The organism is Caldifermentibacillus hisashii (assembly GCF_039654145.1).
GTDB classification, from domain to species: Bacteria; Bacillota; Bacilli; order Bacillales; family Caldibacillaceae; genus Caldifermentibacillus; species Caldifermentibacillus hisashii.
The window spans coordinates 2,285,262-2,302,406 of sequence record NZ_CP155467.1 but is presented as its reverse complement, the minus strand read 5'-3'; the positions used below and the strand labels follow the sequence as shown (position 1 = coordinate 2,302,406).

Below are 17,145 nucleotides of genomic sequence, written 5' to 3'. Positions count from 1 at the left end.
ACCCCTTTTTTCGTTTTTCAAAAGTTAACCGGCCACCAGAAGAATCCGTCTTTTTCTAATAGCTCCTCTGCCGCTTTTGGACCCATGGAGCCAGCAGCATAATTTGGAAAATCAGCTTGTTCATTTGTCCAAACTTCTGAAATATTATCAACAAACCGCCATGATAAAGCAACTTCATCCCAATGGGTAAAATTCGTCGCATCTCCGCGCAAGCAGTCATACAACAATTTTTCGTAAGCTTCCGGTGTATTAATACCATCAATGCTTTTGGTTGAAAAATTCAGCTTCACCGGCGTAGTTCCCAGTACTTCTCCGGTCTTTTTCACATTTAAATGTAATGTAATACCTTCATCAGGTTGTACGTGGATGACAAGTAAATTTGGATTTAAAGTCGAACCGTTTTTATAATATAAATTCATCGGTATATCTTTAAATTGAACGATGATGTTGGTGGATTTCGTAGCCATCCGTTTGCCGGTTCGGATATAAAATGGAACACCTGCCCAGCGAAAATTATCAATGAGAAATTTACCGGCAACAAAAGTTTCTGTATTCGAATCTTTCGGTACATTCGGTTCATCACGATAAGCCGGAACCTTTGTGCCATTCATGATCCCTTCTCCATATTGTCCCCTGACAAAATAGTCATGGACTGCTTCTCCTTCCACTGGTCGCAATGCCCGTAACACTTTCACCTTTTCACTGCGGATTTCATCGGTGGTCAACCGGATTGGCGGTTCCATGGCAAGAAGAGAGACGATTTGTAACATATGGTTTTGTACCATATCCCGAATGGCCCCGCTTTTATCATAGTATCTTGCCCGTTCTTCCACGCCGAGAGTTTCGCTGGAAGTCACTTGAATATTAGATATATAACGATTGTTCCATAAAGGTTCAAAAATAGCATTGGCAAATCGGATGACTTCGATATTTTGTACCATTTCTTTTCCTAAATAATGGTCGATCCGATAAACTTCATCTTCTTTAAAAGCCGAGCGTATCCGTTTATTAAGTTCAATCGCTGAAGCTAAGTCATGCCCAAATGGTTTTTCAATGACCAATCGTTTAAAACCGTTCGTATTAGTCAACCCGTCTTCCCTTAAATGCTCAGCAACCGTACCAAAGAACTCAGGCGACATCGCTAAATAAAAAATTCGATTTCCTTCCAGTTGATAAGTATGATCAAGCCGGTCCACCAGTTCTTTTAATTGCTTGTACGATTCTGAATCATTGACATCATGCGATTGATAATAGAAGTGGGAGATAAACTCTTCCAAATTGTCCGCCTTTTCGCCAAAAGTAGTGACGGAATCTCTCACCCAATTACGAAATTCGCCGTCATCCTTTAAACGTCTCGCTACACCTACGACGGCAAAACGATTCGATAAATTCCCTTTACGAAAAAGGTTATATAGTGAAGGATATAATTTTCTTTTCGCCAAATCACCGGTTGCACCAAAAAGTAAAATTAATGATGAAGGATTTTCTCTTGTTTTCATTTTTACCCTCGCTTTATGTGTACTTATTAACATATATTAAAATTTTACTCGTAACAAGAAAAAATGGCAAATTTTGAAAACGGCTGATTCGATAAATTCCATAATCTTGTTTTCATTTGTTGATTACCTTATTTAGTTTTTGTTAATGGTCTTTCATTTAGTATAAAAATAATGATAAACAGCTTTTAGATAAGGTTGATTGATTAACCCCGGCCGCCTGCATTTTCTTTATCAAAACGTTTGATATTGAAAAAAAGTTGGTAAAACCTGATAATAAATATATAGATTAAGCGTTGTTGATATTGGAGGAATTATTTTGGAAATTACTTTTCTCGGAACCGGTGCAGGAATGCCTGCAAAATATAGAAATGTGACGGCGATTACCTTGAAACATTTACAAGATGGAGCGATCTGGCTGTTTGACTGCGGTGAAGCTACACAGCATCAGATTTTACATACATCATTAAAACCGCGAAAGATAGAAAAGATTTTTATTACCCATCTTCACGGTGATCATATTTTCGGCTTACCCGGCTTACTCGGGAGTCGTTCCTTTTTAGGTGGGATAGAGCCGGTTACTATTTATGGTCCCAAAGGCATTCGCGATTTTGTTGAAATGAGCCTGTCAATCAGTCAGTCTCATTTGAAATATGACATTCATTATGTTGAGTTTGAGGATGAACTTTATTTAGATGAAGACGATTTTATAATTGAAGCAAAATTGCTTGACCATGGCATCCCGTCCTATGGTTACCGAATTGTTGAAAAAGATAAGCCGGGTTCATTAATGGCCGATGAATTAAAAAAAATCGGCGTAAAACCGGGACCTATTTTTAAACAATTGAAAACCGGGGCAACGATCCAGCTGGAGGATGGAACGATTATTAACGGAGCGGATTTTTTAGGACCGGCCAAAAAGGGAAGGGTCGTTACTATTTTAGGGGACACAAGACCGACCCAAGTGAGTGTAGCGTTGGCAAGGAATGCGGACTTGCTTATTCATGAAGCAACATTTGATAAGGATGCGGAAGATATCGCTCACCAATATTTCCATTCAACGACCCATCAGGCGGCACGAATAGCGGTACAGGCCAATGTAAAAAAATTATGTATTACCCATATTAGTTCGCGTTTTGAAAAAGGAGATTTACCGTTTTTAGAAAAACAGGCGCAAGAAATATTCCCAAACACAGTTATTGCTGAGGATTTTAAAAAGATTGAAGTGAAACATTAAATTAAGAGAGACAGGTAAGTGATCATCATACGAATCGTTAAAACAATATTGGAGGCAGAAATATGAATCCACGTTTACATGGCAAAACCATCTTGATTACCGGTGCTTCCGGGGGGTTAGGGGAACAATTGGCCTATCAATGTGCAGAAAGTGGTGCCCATCTCATCCTCGTTGCCCGCAGCTACGATAAATTAGCAAAGATTCAAGAAGAAATCAGAAAAAAACACCGCACTTCCGTCTCTGTCTATAAACTTGATGTTGGAAATACGGATGAAATTTTAAATTTTTTTGAGCAACTCGGCGATAAGCAAAGAATTGATGTGTTAATTAATAATGCAGGGTTCGGCATCTTTAAAACCGTGCTGGATGCAACGATGGATGAGGCCGAAAACATGCTTCGTGTCAATGTCCTTGGATTAATTGCGATGACAAAAATGGTGTTACCGAAAATGGTTGCGCAAAATTCCGGTCATATTATCAATATCGCTTCTCAAGCAGGGAAAATTGCCACCCCGAAATCAAGCATTTATTCAGCGACAAAAAAGGCCGTATTGGGCTTTACTGACGCCCTGAGAATGGAAGTTCGTGATGAAGGTATATTTGTCACTGCTGTTAATCCCGGACCGATTGAAACGAATTTCTTTCATATTGCCGATGAAACAGGAGAATATTTAAAAAATGTCGGCAGATGGGTATTGAAACCGGAAGAAGTTGCCGCTCAAATTGTTAAGAAAATGTTTACGTCAACCCGTGAAATTAATTTGCCGCGGCTCATGAATGCCGGCAGTACCATTTACAATCTTTTTCCCGGTCTTGCTGAAAAAGTCGGGAAAAATGCGTTCTTTAAAAAGTAGATTTACATATATATTTATTAAAATAACAATGCCGGCTTCCCAATGAAAGCCGGCATGTTTATACTAAATTTTATGAAAAATCGGTTTTCGATTTTCAAAAGTTGCTACATAATGGAAGCCAATGGTTTTCAATACATCAACAGCGTGATCGTAATATTCTCCGAGGCGTTCGGGTTTATGCGCATCCGAGCCGATCGTCAAAATTTCTCCGCCCATCTCCTTATACAACTTCAAAATATCGACACTCGGCAACACCCGTCCAAGACCGTAATAAAATCCCGATGTATTGATTTCAATTCCTTGCCCGTTTGGAATAATCAATTTAAAAATTTCTTCAATAATATCCAAAAGCGATTTTACGCCGGGTTCATATTTATATCGAGTCACTAAATCAAGGTGACCAAGGATGCTAAACCGATCAAAATCACGAATACATGCCAGTAACTCTGAATAATATTCTTCATAAGCTTGATCCAAACTTTTCCCTTCAAAAAATTTGCCGGAATGAAGGTCGAATCCCTTTGTCGCATGCATGGAACAAATGATAAAATCAAACGGTTCTTCATCGACAATCCTTCGATAATCATCCAGCACATGTGGTTGAACCCCGAGTTCCACCCCTTTGCGAACTTTGATTTTATGCCCAAAAGCCGACTGCATCTCCCGTATTTTTAAACGATACTTATTCAAATCTAGGTCAAATGTCCAGTCACGATCGGGATAATCTTTATCAATATGCTCTGTAAAACAAAGCTCTTGAATTCCTTTTTCAATGGCTGCTTTGACCATATCTTCCATTGCTACTTCACAATCTTCACTGAACGAACTATGTACATGAAAATCAAACATCTCGCGTCACCTACTAAAAAATTTTTTAATAATTTAATATTACTACATGACTTTATTTTAATAAAGTGATAAACTACTAAATAACTAATTAATTAAATTAATAATATGATAAAGAAAAGGGAATGGATATGATGCAAAAACTTACCCAATTTGTTCCGAAAGGTGTGACCGGTATGGAACCAAGTGAGTTTGAAGTTAAAGAGGAAGTCCTGTCACGAATAAAACAACTTTTCAAGAAAAAAGGGTTCCACCAAGTTCAAACACCGATATTTGAATATTATGACCTTTTTAACGAAATTAAAGGAACGATCGATAAGGATCGAATGATTAAACTTATTGACACCGATGGAAAAATTTTAGTTTTACGACCGGATGCCACCATTCCCATTGCGAGGATGGTCGCAGAAGCCAAGGAAACCAAGGATGGAAAACCGGTTCAAAAATATTCCTATGTTACCAGTATATTCCGAATGAACAATGATCCGCAAAATATTCAATCCAGAGAATTTACTCAGGCAGGGATTGAATGGTTCGGCAGTGATGGTGTACAGGCGGATGCAGAAATTATTACCTTGGCGATTCTTTCTTTAATCGAGGCAGGGGTTGATGCCTTTACGATCGATATCGGGAAGGCCAATTTTTACAAAAAATTAATTGAACAAATTGAGTTAGCGGAATACGAAATACAATTTATTCAACGATTAATTGAAAATAAAAATTTCCCTGAATTGGAGTCCTATGTTAAAGAATTGATGATACCTGCCCCTTATAAAGAAGCCCTTGCCGCCATTCCGACGCTTTACGGGGAACCGGAAAAGGTATTTGCCCGGGCGAATCAGATTGCCGTCAATGATGAAATGAAAATGGAAATTGAACATTTAGAAAAGGTTGTCCGCGAATTGGAAGCGGCTGGTTTTGGCAACTTTTTAACCGTTGACTTAGGGCTGATTAACCACTTGAACTATTATTCCGGTATTGTTTTCCATGGATATATTGCCGGATACGGGCAACCGGTTTTATTAGGCGGGCGGTATGACGGGTTAACAAAACAATTCGGTTATGACACAAAAGCGATTGGTTTTGCCATTTATGCCGATCATTTAATTACCGCTTTAAAAGCACAAGAGGGAGGAACCCGTTCGTGGAATATTTAAATATTGCCATAGCAAAAGGAAGGCTTGTAGATCACACGATAGACATATTACATGCAATTGGCATTAATTTTCCGGACTATCATGAAAAAAGTCGGAAATTAATTTTTGAGGACCCGGTGACAAAAATTCGCATCGTTCTCGTAAAAGCAAGCGATGTCGCTACCTATGTCGAACGGGGAGCAACCGATTTAGGCGTGATCGGCAAAGATTCCTTGATTGAATCCGGTGCCAATGTATTTGAAGTCGTCGATTTAGGTTTTGGCCGCTGCCGTTTTGTTGTCGCCGGGCTTGAAGCAACCGTTTTACAAAAGCATAAATTTATTGTTGCCACAAAATACCCGAAAGTGACCAACCAATTTTTTACCGAAAGAGGGCAAACCGTGGAAACCATTCATTTAAACGGATCGGTGGAATTGGCTCCGCTTGTCGGCCTTTCCGATTGTATTGTTGATATTGTCGAAACAGGCAGAACTTTGCAAGACAACGGGTTAAAGGTGCTTGCGGAAATTTTTGAAATCAGTGCTCGTCTCATTGCCAATAAAGCAAGTTTTAAAACAAAACATAGTCGGATAGATGATTTTATTAATCACATTCAATCCGTAGTAAATGAAAAAGGAGCGGTTGGGCAATGATCAACTTGACAAAAATCAGTAAAAATGAATTGGCTGTCATTGATGAGAAAATGGCTCGGGGTGATGATTCATTTGAAGAAATTGATGCAACGGTAAAAGCAATTATTGCAAATGTCAGGCAAAATGGGGACGAGGCGCTCCTTGCGTATACAAAAACCTTTGATGGTGTCTCGCTCGCGTCTTTGAAAGTGTCTGAAGAAGAAATAACAGAGGCACTTGAAACCATTGAACCAAGCTTTTTGACCATTTTAAAAAACGCTAAAGACAATATTCGGGAATTTCACCAACATCAGCTTGAAAAATCATGGTTTGTCAAAAAAGGAAACGGCATTATCCTTGGGCAAAAAATTACCCCGCTGAAACGGGTTGGTGTTTATGTGCCGGGCGGGAAGGCTGCTTACCCGTCAACGGTTTTAATGGACGTGATCCCGGCAATTGTGGCAGGTGTGGAAGAAATTGTTATCGTTTCACCGCCAAATAAAGAAGGAAAAGTGAATCCGGCTGTTCTCGCTGCCGCGTCAATAGCCGGGGTGACCGAAATTTATAAAGTCGGGGGTGCTCAATCAATTGCTGCCCTTGCTTATGGAACAAAATCAATCCGTCCGGTCGATAAGATTGTCGGTCCTGGCAATATTTATGTAGCCCGCGCAAAAAAATATGTGTTCGGCACAGTGGATATCGATATGATTGCCGGTCCAAGCGAGGTTTGTATAATTGCGGACGGTACCCAGAATCCAGCGTATATCGCCGCTGATTTATTATCACAGGCGGAACATGATGAAATGGCGGCATCGATTCTTGTCACCGATTCCGAGCAACTGGCCGTTGATGTACAAGTAGAATTGGAAAAACAGTTAAAAGTACTGGAAAGAAATAAAATCACCCGAGCGTCAATTGAAAACTTTGGCCATATTTTTGTAGTGGATACACTTGATGACGCATTTGAAGTGGTAAATGAAATTGCTCCGGAACATTTAGAGTTGCTCCTCGATAATCCGTTTGATCAATTGCCAAAAGTGCGCAATGCCGGAGCTATTTTCTTAGGTGCCTACTCACCGGAACCACTCGGGGATTATTTTGCCGGTCCAAACCATACCTTGCCGACGAGCGGAACCGCGAAATTTTCGTCACCGCTTGGAACCTATGACTTTTTGAAACGGTCCAGTGTCATTTATTATAGTGAACAAGAATTAAAAAATGTAAAGGATCAAATCATCCAATTTGCGAATGAAGAAGGGTTAACTGCCCACGCCAATTCGATTCGCGTCCGATTTGAATAATGAGGTGATAGTATGCGTAGTGCGGAAGTAGTCAGAAAAACAGCAGAAACAAAGGTTGAATTGCAGTTGAATATCGATGGAAATGGAAATAGCTCGATTGATACCGGTGTTGGTTTTTTTAACCATATGTTGACACTCATGACGAAACACGGATTTATGGATTTGGCAGTCAAATGTGACGGTGATTCCGATGTGGATGACCATCATTCAGTGGAAGATGTCGGGATTGTTCTCGGGCAGGCATTTTTACAAGCATTGGGTGATAAAGCAGGGATTCGTCGCTATGCTTCTGTCTTTACCCCGATGGATGAGTCGCTTTCCCAAGTGTCGATTGATATTTCCGGTCGTCCATTCCTATATTTTGATGTCGAAATTCCAACAGAAAAAGTGGGTACATTCGATACGGAGTTAGTGGAAGAATTTTTCCGGGCTTTTGTTAATCAATCGGGGGTTACACTCCATATCCAATTGTTGCACGGGAAAAACAGCCACCATATCATTGAATCCATTTTTAAAGGATTTGGCCGGGTGTTGGATGAAGCGACCGCCATTGACGAAAGAATTAAAGGTGTTCGGTCGACAAAAGGAATGCTGTAGCGTTTCGGGCACAATTACCAATGACACAACATAAAGGAGCGATGTGCGGATATTAAAGACGGATCATTTGTATGTCAAGAATCGAATGAATGGCTGCACAACGCAAGGGAACGATGAACGGATAATAACGACGGATTATTTATATACCAGAATGAATGAACGATTCCATAACGGAAGGGAGCGATGGGCTTGATTGCAATCATTGATTATGGTGCAGGCAATTTGAAGAGCGTCAATCATGCATTAAAGGGACTTGGTTTAGAAACGGATATAACAAGTAACCCGGAACGGTTGTATTCAGCCGATGCCTTAATTTTGCCGGGGGTTGGTGCTTTCCGTGATGCCATGATTGAATTAGAAAGATTAAACTTAGTTGAAGCGATAAAAGAAAATGTGCGGAACGGCAAACCGATTTTAGGGATTTGCTTAGGAATGCAGTTATTTTATGAAAAAAGTTATGAACATGGTCAATGGGAAGGTCTCGGTTTACTGGAAGGAGAAGTTGTCCGCTTCAACCATGATTTCAAAGTACCGCATATGGGCTGGAATCAATTAATGAAAGGAACGGATAGCGCGCTTACCGATAATTTAGGTGAGAATGAGTATGTATACTTTGTTCATTCGTATTATGTTGTACCAAAACATCCGGAAGAAGTTGTCTTTTGGACGGATTACGGCGTGAAATTCCCCGCTATGGTTCAAAAAGGCAATCTGATCGGCATGCAATTCCACCCGGAAAAAAGTGCGGAGACCGGGATAACATTATTACAAGCGTTTGGAGCGATGATCAAATGATTTTATTTCCTGCAATCGATATTCGTGACGGAAAATGTGTCCGCCTTATTCAAGGGGATTATGGCAAGCAACAAACCTTTGGTGATCCGGTCGAAATGGCCAAAAAATGGGAAGAGGCGGGGGCCAAATTTTTACATATCGTTGATTTAGACGGTGCTTTAGTTGGTGAAACAAAAAATTTGTCTGCTATTCAATTAATTTTGGATACGATCCATATTCCGATCCAATTAGGCGGGGGAATCCGTTCGCTTGAAAAGGTCGAACGACTGATGGAGATGGGGGTCAGCCGCGTCATTTTAGGCAGTGCCGCTTTACGTGATGAACAATTTTTAGATGAAGCCCTCGAAACATACGGTCCGGCAATTGCTGTGTCGATTGATGCGAAAAACGGTTTTGTCGCCACGGACGGATGGACAAAGACGAGTGAAGTTGAAGCCCTTGCATTTGCAAAAAAATTAGAAGAAAAAGGATGTCAAACGATTGTTTATACAGATATTGCCAAGGACGGCATGCTTTCCGGCCCCAATTTTTCCGAACTTGAAAAAATAAATTGGGAAACAACGATGGATGTCATTGCATCCGGCGGGGTAAGTTCCTTGGAAGACTTGCGAAAATTAAAAGCATTGAATATGTATGGTGCGATTATCGGAAAGGCGATTTATACGGGTAAAATCAATCTTGAACAGGCATTAAAGGAAGTGATGATATGTTAGCAAAACGAATTATCCCTTGTTTAGATGTCCGGGCCGGTCGTGTCGTGAAAGGGGCAAAATTCCAAAATATTATGGATGTCGATGATCCGGTTTTGCTTGCCGAAAAGTATAGTGAGCTCGGCGCCGATGAACTAGTATTCTATGATATTACGGCGTCCAATGAAGAACGGGATATTTTTATCGATGTCGTTGAAAAAACGGCTGAACAAGTGCATATCCCGTTTACCGTTGGCGGCGGGATTCGGACGATTGAGGATTTCCGTAAAGTATTGAAAGCCGGGGCCGATAAAGTATCGGTCAACAGTGCGGCGGTAAAAAATCCGGATTTGATTCGTGAAGCGGCTGAAAAGTTTGGCAGCCAATGTGTCGTGCTTTCGATTGATGCAAAAAAACGTGACGACGGAAAATGGACAGTCTTTATCAATGGAGGTCGCATCGACACCGGAATGGATGCGGTTGAATGGGCTTTAGAAGGTGAGCGGCTCGGCGCCGGGGAAATTGTGCTGAATGCCATTGATACAGATGGCGTTAAGACCGGTTACAGTTTGGACATAACCGCTGAAATTGCCGGTCGGGTAAACATTCCGGTCGTGGCTTCCGGCGGGGCAGGTACGATGGAACATTTCCTCGAAGTATTTACAAAGGGAAAGGCAGATGCCGCTTTGGCTGCCTCCGTGTTTCATTTTGGTGAAATTGATATAAAACAATTGAAACGTTATTTACGTGAAAATAACGTCGAAGTTAGGAGCGTTTAAGATGGAATTTAATACCGATCAAATCAAATTTGATGAAAAAGGGTTTGTTCCCGCGATTGTTCAAGATTGCTACAGCGGAAAAGTACTTATGCTTGCTTATATGAATAAACAATCATTGGAAAAAACATTGGAGACAGGGACCACTTGGTTTTATAGCCGCAGTCGAAACGAACTTTGGAATAAAGGTGCAACATCCGGTCATTTTCAACAGGTTAAAAGAATGTCCTATGATTGTGATGGAGATGCGGTTTTAGTAGAAGTAGAACAACTTGGTGTTGCCTGTCATACCGGAGAGGCCAGCTGTTTTCATAATGAAGTTTACTCACAAGATCCATTTGCAGACTACAACCGGGAAATCGTTACGGAGCTATACCAATTTTTGCAAGACCGTAAATTAAATCCGGTTGAAGGTTCTTATACGAACTACTTATTTGAAAAAGGGTTGGATAAGATTTTAAAGAAAATCGGTGAGGAGACAACCGAAGTGATTATAGGCGCGAAAAATCCGGACCGTGAAGAATTGATTTTTGAATTAGCCGACCTCATCTATCATTCGTTAGTGTTAATGATTGAAAAGGATATTCGAATAGAAGAATTGAAAAAGGAACTAATGAAACGGATGACGAAAAAGCAACAAAAGGGTAAAGACAAAATTTTGCCGATGTAAGGGAAGGGGGACTTGTGTTGAGTAAATTTTGGAGCGAGGTAACCCGGCTGACGGAACCTTATGTGCCGGGTGAACAACCAAAAGTGAAAAATATGATTAAATTAAATACAAACGAAAATCCGTATCCCCCGTCGCCGAAAGTTCTGGCAGCGTTAAAAGGAGCGGTCGATGGAAATCTGCGCTTGTATCCCGATCCGACTGCTGATGAGTTATGTGAGGCAATTGCAAAGGCATACGACGTGGCAAAAAGTCAGGTGTTTATCGGTAACGGCTCCGATGAAGTGCTTGCCTTTTCCTTTTTGGCTTTCTTCAATCAGGGCGAGCAAATTTTGTTTCCGGATATCACATACAGTTTTTATCCGGTCTATGCAAATTTGTATCGTCTTGACTATAAAGAAGTACCATTGAATGAAGATTTCACGATTCCGGTTGAGCAATTTTTTCATGCGGAAGGCGGCGTCATTTTTCCCAATCCGAATGCGCCGACAAGTATTGGTTTAGGGTTGGAACAAATAGAAAAAATCTTGCAAAACAATCCTGACAAAGTGGTTATGGTTGATGAAGCGTATATTGATTTTGGCGGAGAGTCTGCTGTGCCTTTAACCCGACGTTATGAAAATTTGCTTGTTATCCAAACATTATCGAAATCCCGATCACTTGCGGGCCTCCGTGTCGGCTTTGCATTCGGTAACGAGCAATTAATTGAGGGACTGAACCGGATTAAAAATTCATTTAATTCTTATACATTGGATCGCCTGGCATTGGTCGGGGCGAAAGCGGCCATTGAAGATACAGCATATTTTGAAGAAACGCGGTCAAAAATTATAGAAACTCGTCATCGTGTAATCGGCGAGCTGAGGCAATTGAATTTCACGGTATTGGATTCACAGGCGAACTTCCTTTTTATGAAACATGGACGGGTAGATGCGAAACAAATCTTTGAAACGTTGAAAGAGAAAGGGATTTATGTACGTTACTTCAATAAATCGCGAATTGATCAGTTTTTGCGTGTGACGATTGGCACGGATGAAGAGATGAATCGTCTGATGGAGGAATTGGCGACAGGTATATTGTCCTAACGGATGGTGCAAAGGGATTAAGTGTTCACCAAGCTAACTGAACTCAAATTTTTTGTTGGTAAAAGAGGCTGTCCGTGAGTGCTTTAAATTCGACTTATAAGCTCCCGCTACTGCCTGTTTATCATTACCAATGGAAGAATCCCGCGAAAAATAGGAAACTTACCCGAAATATGTGGTTCCTGAATTCGCGGATATAACTTATATCCAGAATGAAGGGATGAATAACGAAAAAGTCATTTTAGAGGCACCGTATTCAACAATGGTCGATGACATCCGCTCAGGAAAACTAAAATTTTCATAAGCAACATAAACAAATTACACGAAAAAAGTTGGAAAAAACCAGCCTTTCGCTTTGAAAGGTTGGTTTTCTTCTGACTGCTGCTGTTATTCCGCTTCGCCGACAACAGAAAAACGTTCGTTTTTGTGCTGTGGATTTTCAATTTCATCTAGGATCGCAATCGCGAAATCTGCATAGCTGATGTAACTCTCCCCTTTTGAATTCAAAGTAAGTACATCTCCGCCTTTTTTGTAGGAGCCGGTTCGTTTACCTGCCGGATCAAAGAACCCGGCTGGACTTACAAATGTCCATTGGATACCGGTGGAATGCTGCAGATCTTCTAAATTCTGCCCCTGGTTTTTCGCAGTTGGCAGGAATGCAGCGGGAAAATCAGGTGTATCCATGACACGAACGGTTTTTGATTCATCCGTAAATAGGCTGCCGGCACCGCCAACAACGATAAGGCGTGTGTTGGGAGCTGCCTTTAAAGCTTCGATTAAAACCCGGCCGGCTTCCACATGTTGATGTTCCTGACCGGGAGCAGCACCAAATGCATTAACGACAACATCATATTTTTGAAGATCTTCGGATTTGATATCGAAAATATTTTTTTCAACCACATGAACCTGTTTGTTTTGAATTTTCGAGGCATCCCGGACAATTGCTGTCACTTCATGGCCTCTTTCAACAGCCTCCTGAAGAATAAGGCTGCCTGCTTTTCCGCTGGCACCAATGATTCCAATTTTCATATGGCATTCCTCCTAAGATATGTAATTTGTTTTGTTACATGTAATCATTATAATTACAAGTGATGAAAATGTCAATGCTATTTATTTTTGATTTAAGTTATACTATACTTGTAATCATATGAATTACATGAGGAGAGTGACTAAAATGTCAATCAGCAGCCGTTTTGCTGTCGGGATTCATATATTGGTTTTAATTGAAATGAATAAAGATGGCGTGAGTTCTTCCGAATTTTTAGCCGAGAGTGTCAATACAAATCCTGTTGTCATCCGGAAAATCATGGGAATGTTGAAAAAATCCGGTTTAGTAGAAGTGCATCCGGGAAAAGCGGGGGCAAAACTGGCAAAAGACCTGTCCGACATTACACTGCTTGATGTCTATAAGGCGGTGAATGTTGTCCAGGACAGGGCGTTATTTAGCATCCATCAGAATCCTAATCCGAAATGTCCTGTGGGAAGAAATATTCAAGATACAATTGAACCGATATTTGAAGCATCCCAGATCGCAATGGAGAAAGTTTTAGAGAACGTGACATTGGAAGATGTGGTAAAAGATATTTCCAAAAAAGAGAACATTATTTGTTAAAAAAGACATTCCAAATCGAATGTCTTTTTTCATTCTTCATCGTGCTCTGTAAGTATCCGATATTTCTCATTAAAAGAATTTATAATGGTTTAATGCCATATTGAGAAGATTAACCTGTTAGTCATACTTTTCAAGTTTGTCTTATCTATAGAATACTCTCGGTGATGCAAAAATCGAAGCAGAAAGCCGTATACTCGCATTCAAGATAAACTCAATTTTAAATGGGAATGTTCAAAATATACTATCGTTTGATAAAAAGGGCAGAAGCATGATATAAGTGTAAAAGGCATATTTTTGTTTTTTATTTGAAATAAATGTTTGACCTGTTATTTCATATGATAGGATGTGAAATGAAAAATGAAAAATAACTTTTGGCGTGAACTACCACGGCCATTTTTTATACTTGCACCAATGGAAGATGTGACGGATGTTGTTTTTCGTCATGTCATAAGTAATGCCGCCAGACCGGATGTGTTTTTTACAGAGTTTACCAACACGGAAAGTTTTTGTCACCCTGAGGGAAACATGAGTGTGCGCGGGCGCTTGACATTTACAGAAGATGAACAGCCGATTGTGGCCCATATATGGGGGGATAAGCCGGAATATTTTCGGCAAACGAGTATCGGTGTGGCAAAGCTTGGGTTTAGTGGTGTGGATATTAATATGGGCTGTCCGGTACCGAATGTGGCATCCAAAGGGAAAGGAAGCGGTCTGATTCGTCGTCCGGAAGTCGCTAGTGATATCATCCAAGCCGCAAAAGCAGGAGGATTACCTGTAAGTGTAAAGACAAGGCTTGGCTACACTGATGTGGACGAGTGGCGGGACTGGCTGACACATGTATTGAAACAAGACATTGTGAATCTTTCTATTCATCTGCGTACAAGAAAGGAAATGAGCAAAGTAGATGCCCATTGGGAACTGATTCCGGAGATTAAGAAACTTCGTGATGAGGTGGCACCAGACACACTTTTGACAATCAACGGGGATATTCCCGACCGGCAAACCGGTTTGAAGCTTGCCGGTCAATATGGTGTTGACGGAGTTATGATTGGCCGCGGTGTTTTTAAAAACCCATTTGCTTTTGAAAAAGAGCCGAAAGAACATAGCAGTAAGGAATTGTTGGATCTGTTAAGGTTGCATTTGGATCTCTTTGATAAATACTCGGAATTAGAACCGCGTTCTTTCAAACCTCTTCATCGCTTTTTTAAGATTTATGTCAAAGGGTTTAATGGTGCCGGTGAATTGAGAAATCAATTGATGAACACAAAATCTACCGAGGAAGTCCGCGCATTGCTTAATGCCTGGGAAGAAAGAGTTCCATTGTTTCAGTAAAACGTGACGTGGGGGGCAAAGACGAGCCGACAGTAGCCCGGGGCAGATCAGGAAAAAAATGCTGCATCCGGATTACTATCCGCCCTAATTTAATAGAAGTACAAACTAAGGCTGGGTCCATGAATGGGTCCGGCTTTTTTTTACTTTTCTTGGCCATTTGTTTGGCAAAAGTCAGGGTAGATTTCTCTTGTTATGTACACTCTTTTTTCTATCTTTTCACGAACCTGCTCGTCCATACAATACCCTGCAAACGCTTGTCTTAATATTAGTTTGCCAATGAGGATATTGGAAAAAATTGTTATTGAAAACGAACTTATATTCTTATAAAATGATGCATATACTTATTTCAAACATACGTTTGTAATTGTGCCCCGGGTTTTGAAGGAGATGGTAAAATGGTGGATTATAGCCGTTTGCCGGATCAACATATTTTGTGTGTTGATATTAAGAGTTTTTATGCCAGTTGTTCAGCAGTGATGTATGGGCTTGATCCGCTCGAATGCTATTTGGTCGTTGTCGGTGATAAACAACGGGAAGGAAGTGTTGTGTTGGCTGCCTCCCCGCAGATGAAAAAAGAGTTTGGGATTCAAACAGGATCCCGCTTGTTTGAAGTGCCAAATGATCCACGGATAGAAATTGTTGAGCCGCAAATGGCGACTTATTTGCGGGTATCAACGGAAATCACTCGACTGTTCAATCGTTATGTGCCAAAAGAAGCTATTCATGTTTACAGTGTCGATGAGAGTTTTATTAAGGTTGATGGAACGGCACATTTATGGGGTGGAGTCAGACAGATTGCCGAAAAGATAAAAGACGATTTGATGCGAGAATTCCAGCTGACTTGTGCGATTGGAATCGGCCCCAATATGCTCATGGCAAAACTGGCCCTGGATTTGGATGCGAAAACATCCGGGATTGCCCACTGGACATATGAAGATATACCAAAAAAGTTATGGCCTGTCTCACCCTTGAAAAAAATGTGGGGAATTGGCAGCCGTCTCGAAAAAACATTAAATAATATGGGGATTTTTTCAGTCGGGCAATTGGCTCATTATGACTTGGAAAAATTAGAAAAGAAATTTGGCATTATGGGGAATCAGCTTTATTACCACGCCTGGGGAGTCGATCTATCAGAAATCGGGGCGCCGATCATGGACGGTCAAGTCAGTTTCGGCAAAAGTCAAATTTTGTTGCGCGATTATAAAAACATAACCGAAATCAAGCATGTCATCTTAGAAATGTGCGAAGAAGTAGCAAGGCGGGCGCGGACAGGAAAATATGCGGGACGGACAATCAGCCTTGGTATTGGTTACAGTCATGAAGAATTAGGCGGCGGATTTTATCGGTCGAAAACGGTTGAAACACCGACGAATATTACAATGGATCTGTACCGGGTTTGTTTGGAGCTTTTTAACAAGCATTATGACGGGCGAACGGTACGGCAAATTTCCATTGCTTTGTCCAATATTGTCCCGGATGAAAGCATTCAGCTCGATTTATTTGATCCAAATTTATGGAAGAAAAAGAAATTAGGTTATACCGTGGACAGAATTCGTCAACGGTTTGGTTCTGCCTCCCTGCTTAGAGCAGTTTCCTATACGGAAGGGGGAACAGCACGGAGAAGGGCGAAACTTGTCGGCGGGCATAAAGCGTAATCATTTTTGGAAAATGTACCGACGAGACACCTGATTATAAAGATCGGATAGACCTGCTTTATAGTATTTACTGTATCATTAAGCGGGAAAGGGATGATGAAGATGATTCGCGATCGCGGACGAATCAAATGGACGGCAATGATGCTGCCGGAGCATGTCAAAATGTTGCGTGATTGGGCAGAAGAGGATTTGTGGGAATCACCAAAGGAATTGGATGAACAACAATTGGAAGAATTTAATGAAAAGGTACAAGTGGCCAAAGCAATGAATAGAAAGGTGACCATTCAATATTATGTCGGACATCATTACAAGACAATCAACGGAAATATCCGCTCGTTTGACACCCTCCAAAACGATATACAAGTGGTAAATGAAGAAGGAGATATCCATTCCATCCCACTGGCGGCGATTACTGCCATCGAATATATGGAATGACTTGTT

The 17,145-nt window shown here is 40.8% G+C and carries 18 protein-coding genes and 1 pseudogene; 16 read left to right on the top strand and 3 right to left on the bottom strand.

Annotation, left to right across the window (positions count from 1 at the left end; genetic code table 11):
* Nucleotides 1–17: 17 nt before the first annotated feature.
* Nucleotides 18–1,499, bottom strand: a complete 1,482-nt coding sequence (gene zwf, locus NSQ14_RS10990) for a glucose-6-phosphate dehydrogenase (protein ID WP_041846314.1) — start codon at nt 1,497–1,499, stop codon at nt 18–20.
* Between the two features lie 316 nt (nt 1,500–1,815).
* On the opposite strand from zwf, the gene rnz reads away from it, so the two are divergent.
* Nucleotides 1,816–2,733, top strand: coding sequence for a ribonuclease Z (gene rnz / locus NSQ14_RS10985; protein WP_346216331.1), 918 nt, complete (start codon nt 1,816–1,818; stop codon nt 2,731–2,733).
* Between the two features lie 62 nt (nt 2,734–2,795).
* A complete protein-coding gene (locus tag NSQ14_RS10980) occupies nt 2,796–3,587 on the top strand; it encodes an SDR family oxidoreductase (RefSeq protein ID WP_346216330.1) in 792 nt (263 codons plus the stop codon).
* A 63-nt stretch (nt 3,588–3,650) separates the two neighbouring features.
* Here the strand turns inward: NSQ14_RS10980 and NSQ14_RS10975 are convergent, their stop codons facing one another.
* A complete protein-coding gene (locus NSQ14_RS10975) occupies nt 3,651–4,436 on the bottom strand; it encodes a histidinol-phosphatase HisJ family protein (RefSeq protein WP_346216329.1) in 786 nt (261 codons plus the stop codon).
* Between the two features lie 128 nt (nt 4,437–4,564).
* Between NSQ14_RS10975 and hisZ the strand changes: the two genes are divergently transcribed.
* From hisZ to NSQ14_RS10925, 10 genes and pseudogenes are all read left to right on the top strand, one after another.
* On the top strand, nt 4,565–5,590 hold the full coding sequence (hisZ, locus tag NSQ14_RS10970; RefSeq protein ID WP_346216328.1) for an ATP phosphoribosyltransferase regulatory subunit: 1,026 nt from the start codon (nt 4,565–4,567) through the stop codon (nt 5,588–5,590).
* Nucleotides 5,578–6,222 (top strand): ATP phosphoribosyltransferase, encoded by a 645-nt coding sequence (hisG, locus tag NSQ14_RS10965; protein WP_346216327.1) that lies wholly within the window; start codon nt 5,578–5,580, stop codon nt 6,220–6,222. Before hisZ ends, hisG begins: the two co-directional genes overlap by 13 nt.
* On the top strand, nt 6,222–7,502 hold the full coding sequence (gene hisD, locus NSQ14_RS10960) for a histidinol dehydrogenase (protein ID WP_428831594.1): 1,281 nt from the start codon (nt 6,222–6,224) through the stop codon (nt 7,500–7,502). Before hisG ends, hisD begins: the two co-directional genes overlap by 1 nt.
* Before the next feature lie 12 nt (nt 7,503–7,514).
* Entirely contained in the window at nt 7,515–8,099 is a 585-nt protein-coding gene (gene hisB, locus NSQ14_RS10955) for an imidazoleglycerol-phosphate dehydratase HisB (RefSeq protein WP_034770865.1), read from the top strand.
* Between the two features lie 189 nt (nt 8,100–8,288).
* Complete coding sequence (gene hisH / locus NSQ14_RS10950) at nt 8,289–8,894, top strand: imidazole glycerol phosphate synthase subunit HisH (RefSeq protein ID WP_095141216.1); 606 nt, start codon at nt 8,289–8,291, stop codon at nt 8,892–8,894.
* Nucleotides 8,891–9,607 carry a 1-(5-phosphoribosyl)-5-[(5-phosphoribosylamino)methylideneamino]imidazole-4-carboxamide isomerase gene (hisA, locus tag NSQ14_RS10945; protein ID WP_095141206.1) on the top strand — a complete coding sequence of 239 codons (717 nt, stop codon included), beginning with the start codon at nt 8,891–8,893 and terminating at the stop codon, nt 9,605–9,607. Before hisH ends, hisA begins: the two co-directional genes overlap by 4 nt.
* Nucleotides 9,601–10,362, top strand: coding sequence for an imidazole glycerol phosphate synthase subunit HisF (gene hisF / locus NSQ14_RS10940; protein ID WP_095141205.1), 762 nt, complete (start codon nt 9,601–9,603; stop codon nt 10,360–10,362). Before hisA ends, hisF begins: the two co-directional genes overlap by 7 nt.
* 1 nt (nt 10,363) lies before the next feature.
* Complete coding sequence (gene hisIE, locus NSQ14_RS10935) at nt 10,364–11,029, top strand: bifunctional phosphoribosyl-AMP cyclohydrolase/phosphoribosyl-ATP diphosphatase HisIE (protein WP_041848797.1); 666 nt, start codon at nt 10,364–10,366, stop codon at nt 11,027–11,029.
* 17 nt (nt 11,030–11,046) lie between these two features.
* Nucleotides 11,047–12,108, top strand: coding sequence for a histidinol-phosphate transaminase (gene hisC / locus NSQ14_RS10930; RefSeq protein ID WP_034770856.1), 1,062 nt, complete (start codon nt 11,047–11,049; stop codon nt 12,106–12,108).
* A 130-nt stretch (nt 12,109–12,238) separates the two neighbouring features.
* A pseudogene (locus tag NSQ14_RS10925) lies at nt 12,239–12,409 on the top strand (phenolic acid decarboxylase); the annotation flags it as partial.
* A gap of 83 nt (nt 12,410–12,492) precedes the next feature.
* Here the strand turns inward: NSQ14_RS10925 and NSQ14_RS10920 are convergent.
* Nucleotides 12,493–13,134 carry an NAD(P)-dependent oxidoreductase gene (locus NSQ14_RS10920; protein ID WP_034770853.1) on the bottom strand — a complete coding sequence of 214 codons (642 nt, stop codon included), beginning with the start codon at nt 13,132–13,134 and terminating at the stop codon, nt 12,493–12,495.
* Nucleotides 13,135–13,279: 145 nt separating this feature from the next.
* On the opposite strand from NSQ14_RS10920, the gene NSQ14_RS10915 reads away from it, so the two are divergent.
* The 4 genes from NSQ14_RS10915 to NSQ14_RS10900 all read left to right on the top strand — a co-directional run bounded on the left by NSQ14_RS10915 (nt 13,280) and on the right by NSQ14_RS10900 (nt 17,139).
* Nucleotides 13,280–13,717 carry an Rrf2 family transcriptional regulator gene (locus tag NSQ14_RS10915; protein ID WP_034770851.1) on the top strand — a complete coding sequence of 146 codons (438 nt, stop codon included), beginning with the start codon at nt 13,280–13,282 and terminating at the stop codon, nt 13,715–13,717.
* A 357-nt stretch (nt 13,718–14,074) separates the two neighbouring features.
* A complete protein-coding gene (locus NSQ14_RS10910) occupies nt 14,075–15,049 on the top strand; it encodes a tRNA dihydrouridine synthase (protein ID WP_043988220.1) in 975 nt (324 codons plus the stop codon).
* A 395-nt stretch (nt 15,050–15,444) separates the two neighbouring features.
* The gene (locus tag NSQ14_RS10905; RefSeq protein WP_227090971.1) at nt 15,445–16,704 is read left to right on the top strand and encodes a DNA polymerase thumb domain-containing protein; all 1,260 of its coding nucleotides are present in this window, start codon (nt 15,445–15,447) and stop codon (nt 16,702–16,704) included.
* Nucleotides 16,705–16,797: 93 nt separating this feature from the next.
* Complete coding sequence (locus NSQ14_RS10900) at nt 16,798–17,139, top strand: YolD-like family protein (RefSeq protein WP_311316077.1); 342 nt, start codon at nt 16,798–16,800, stop codon at nt 17,137–17,139.
* Nucleotides 17,140–17,145 lie beyond the last annotated feature (6 nt).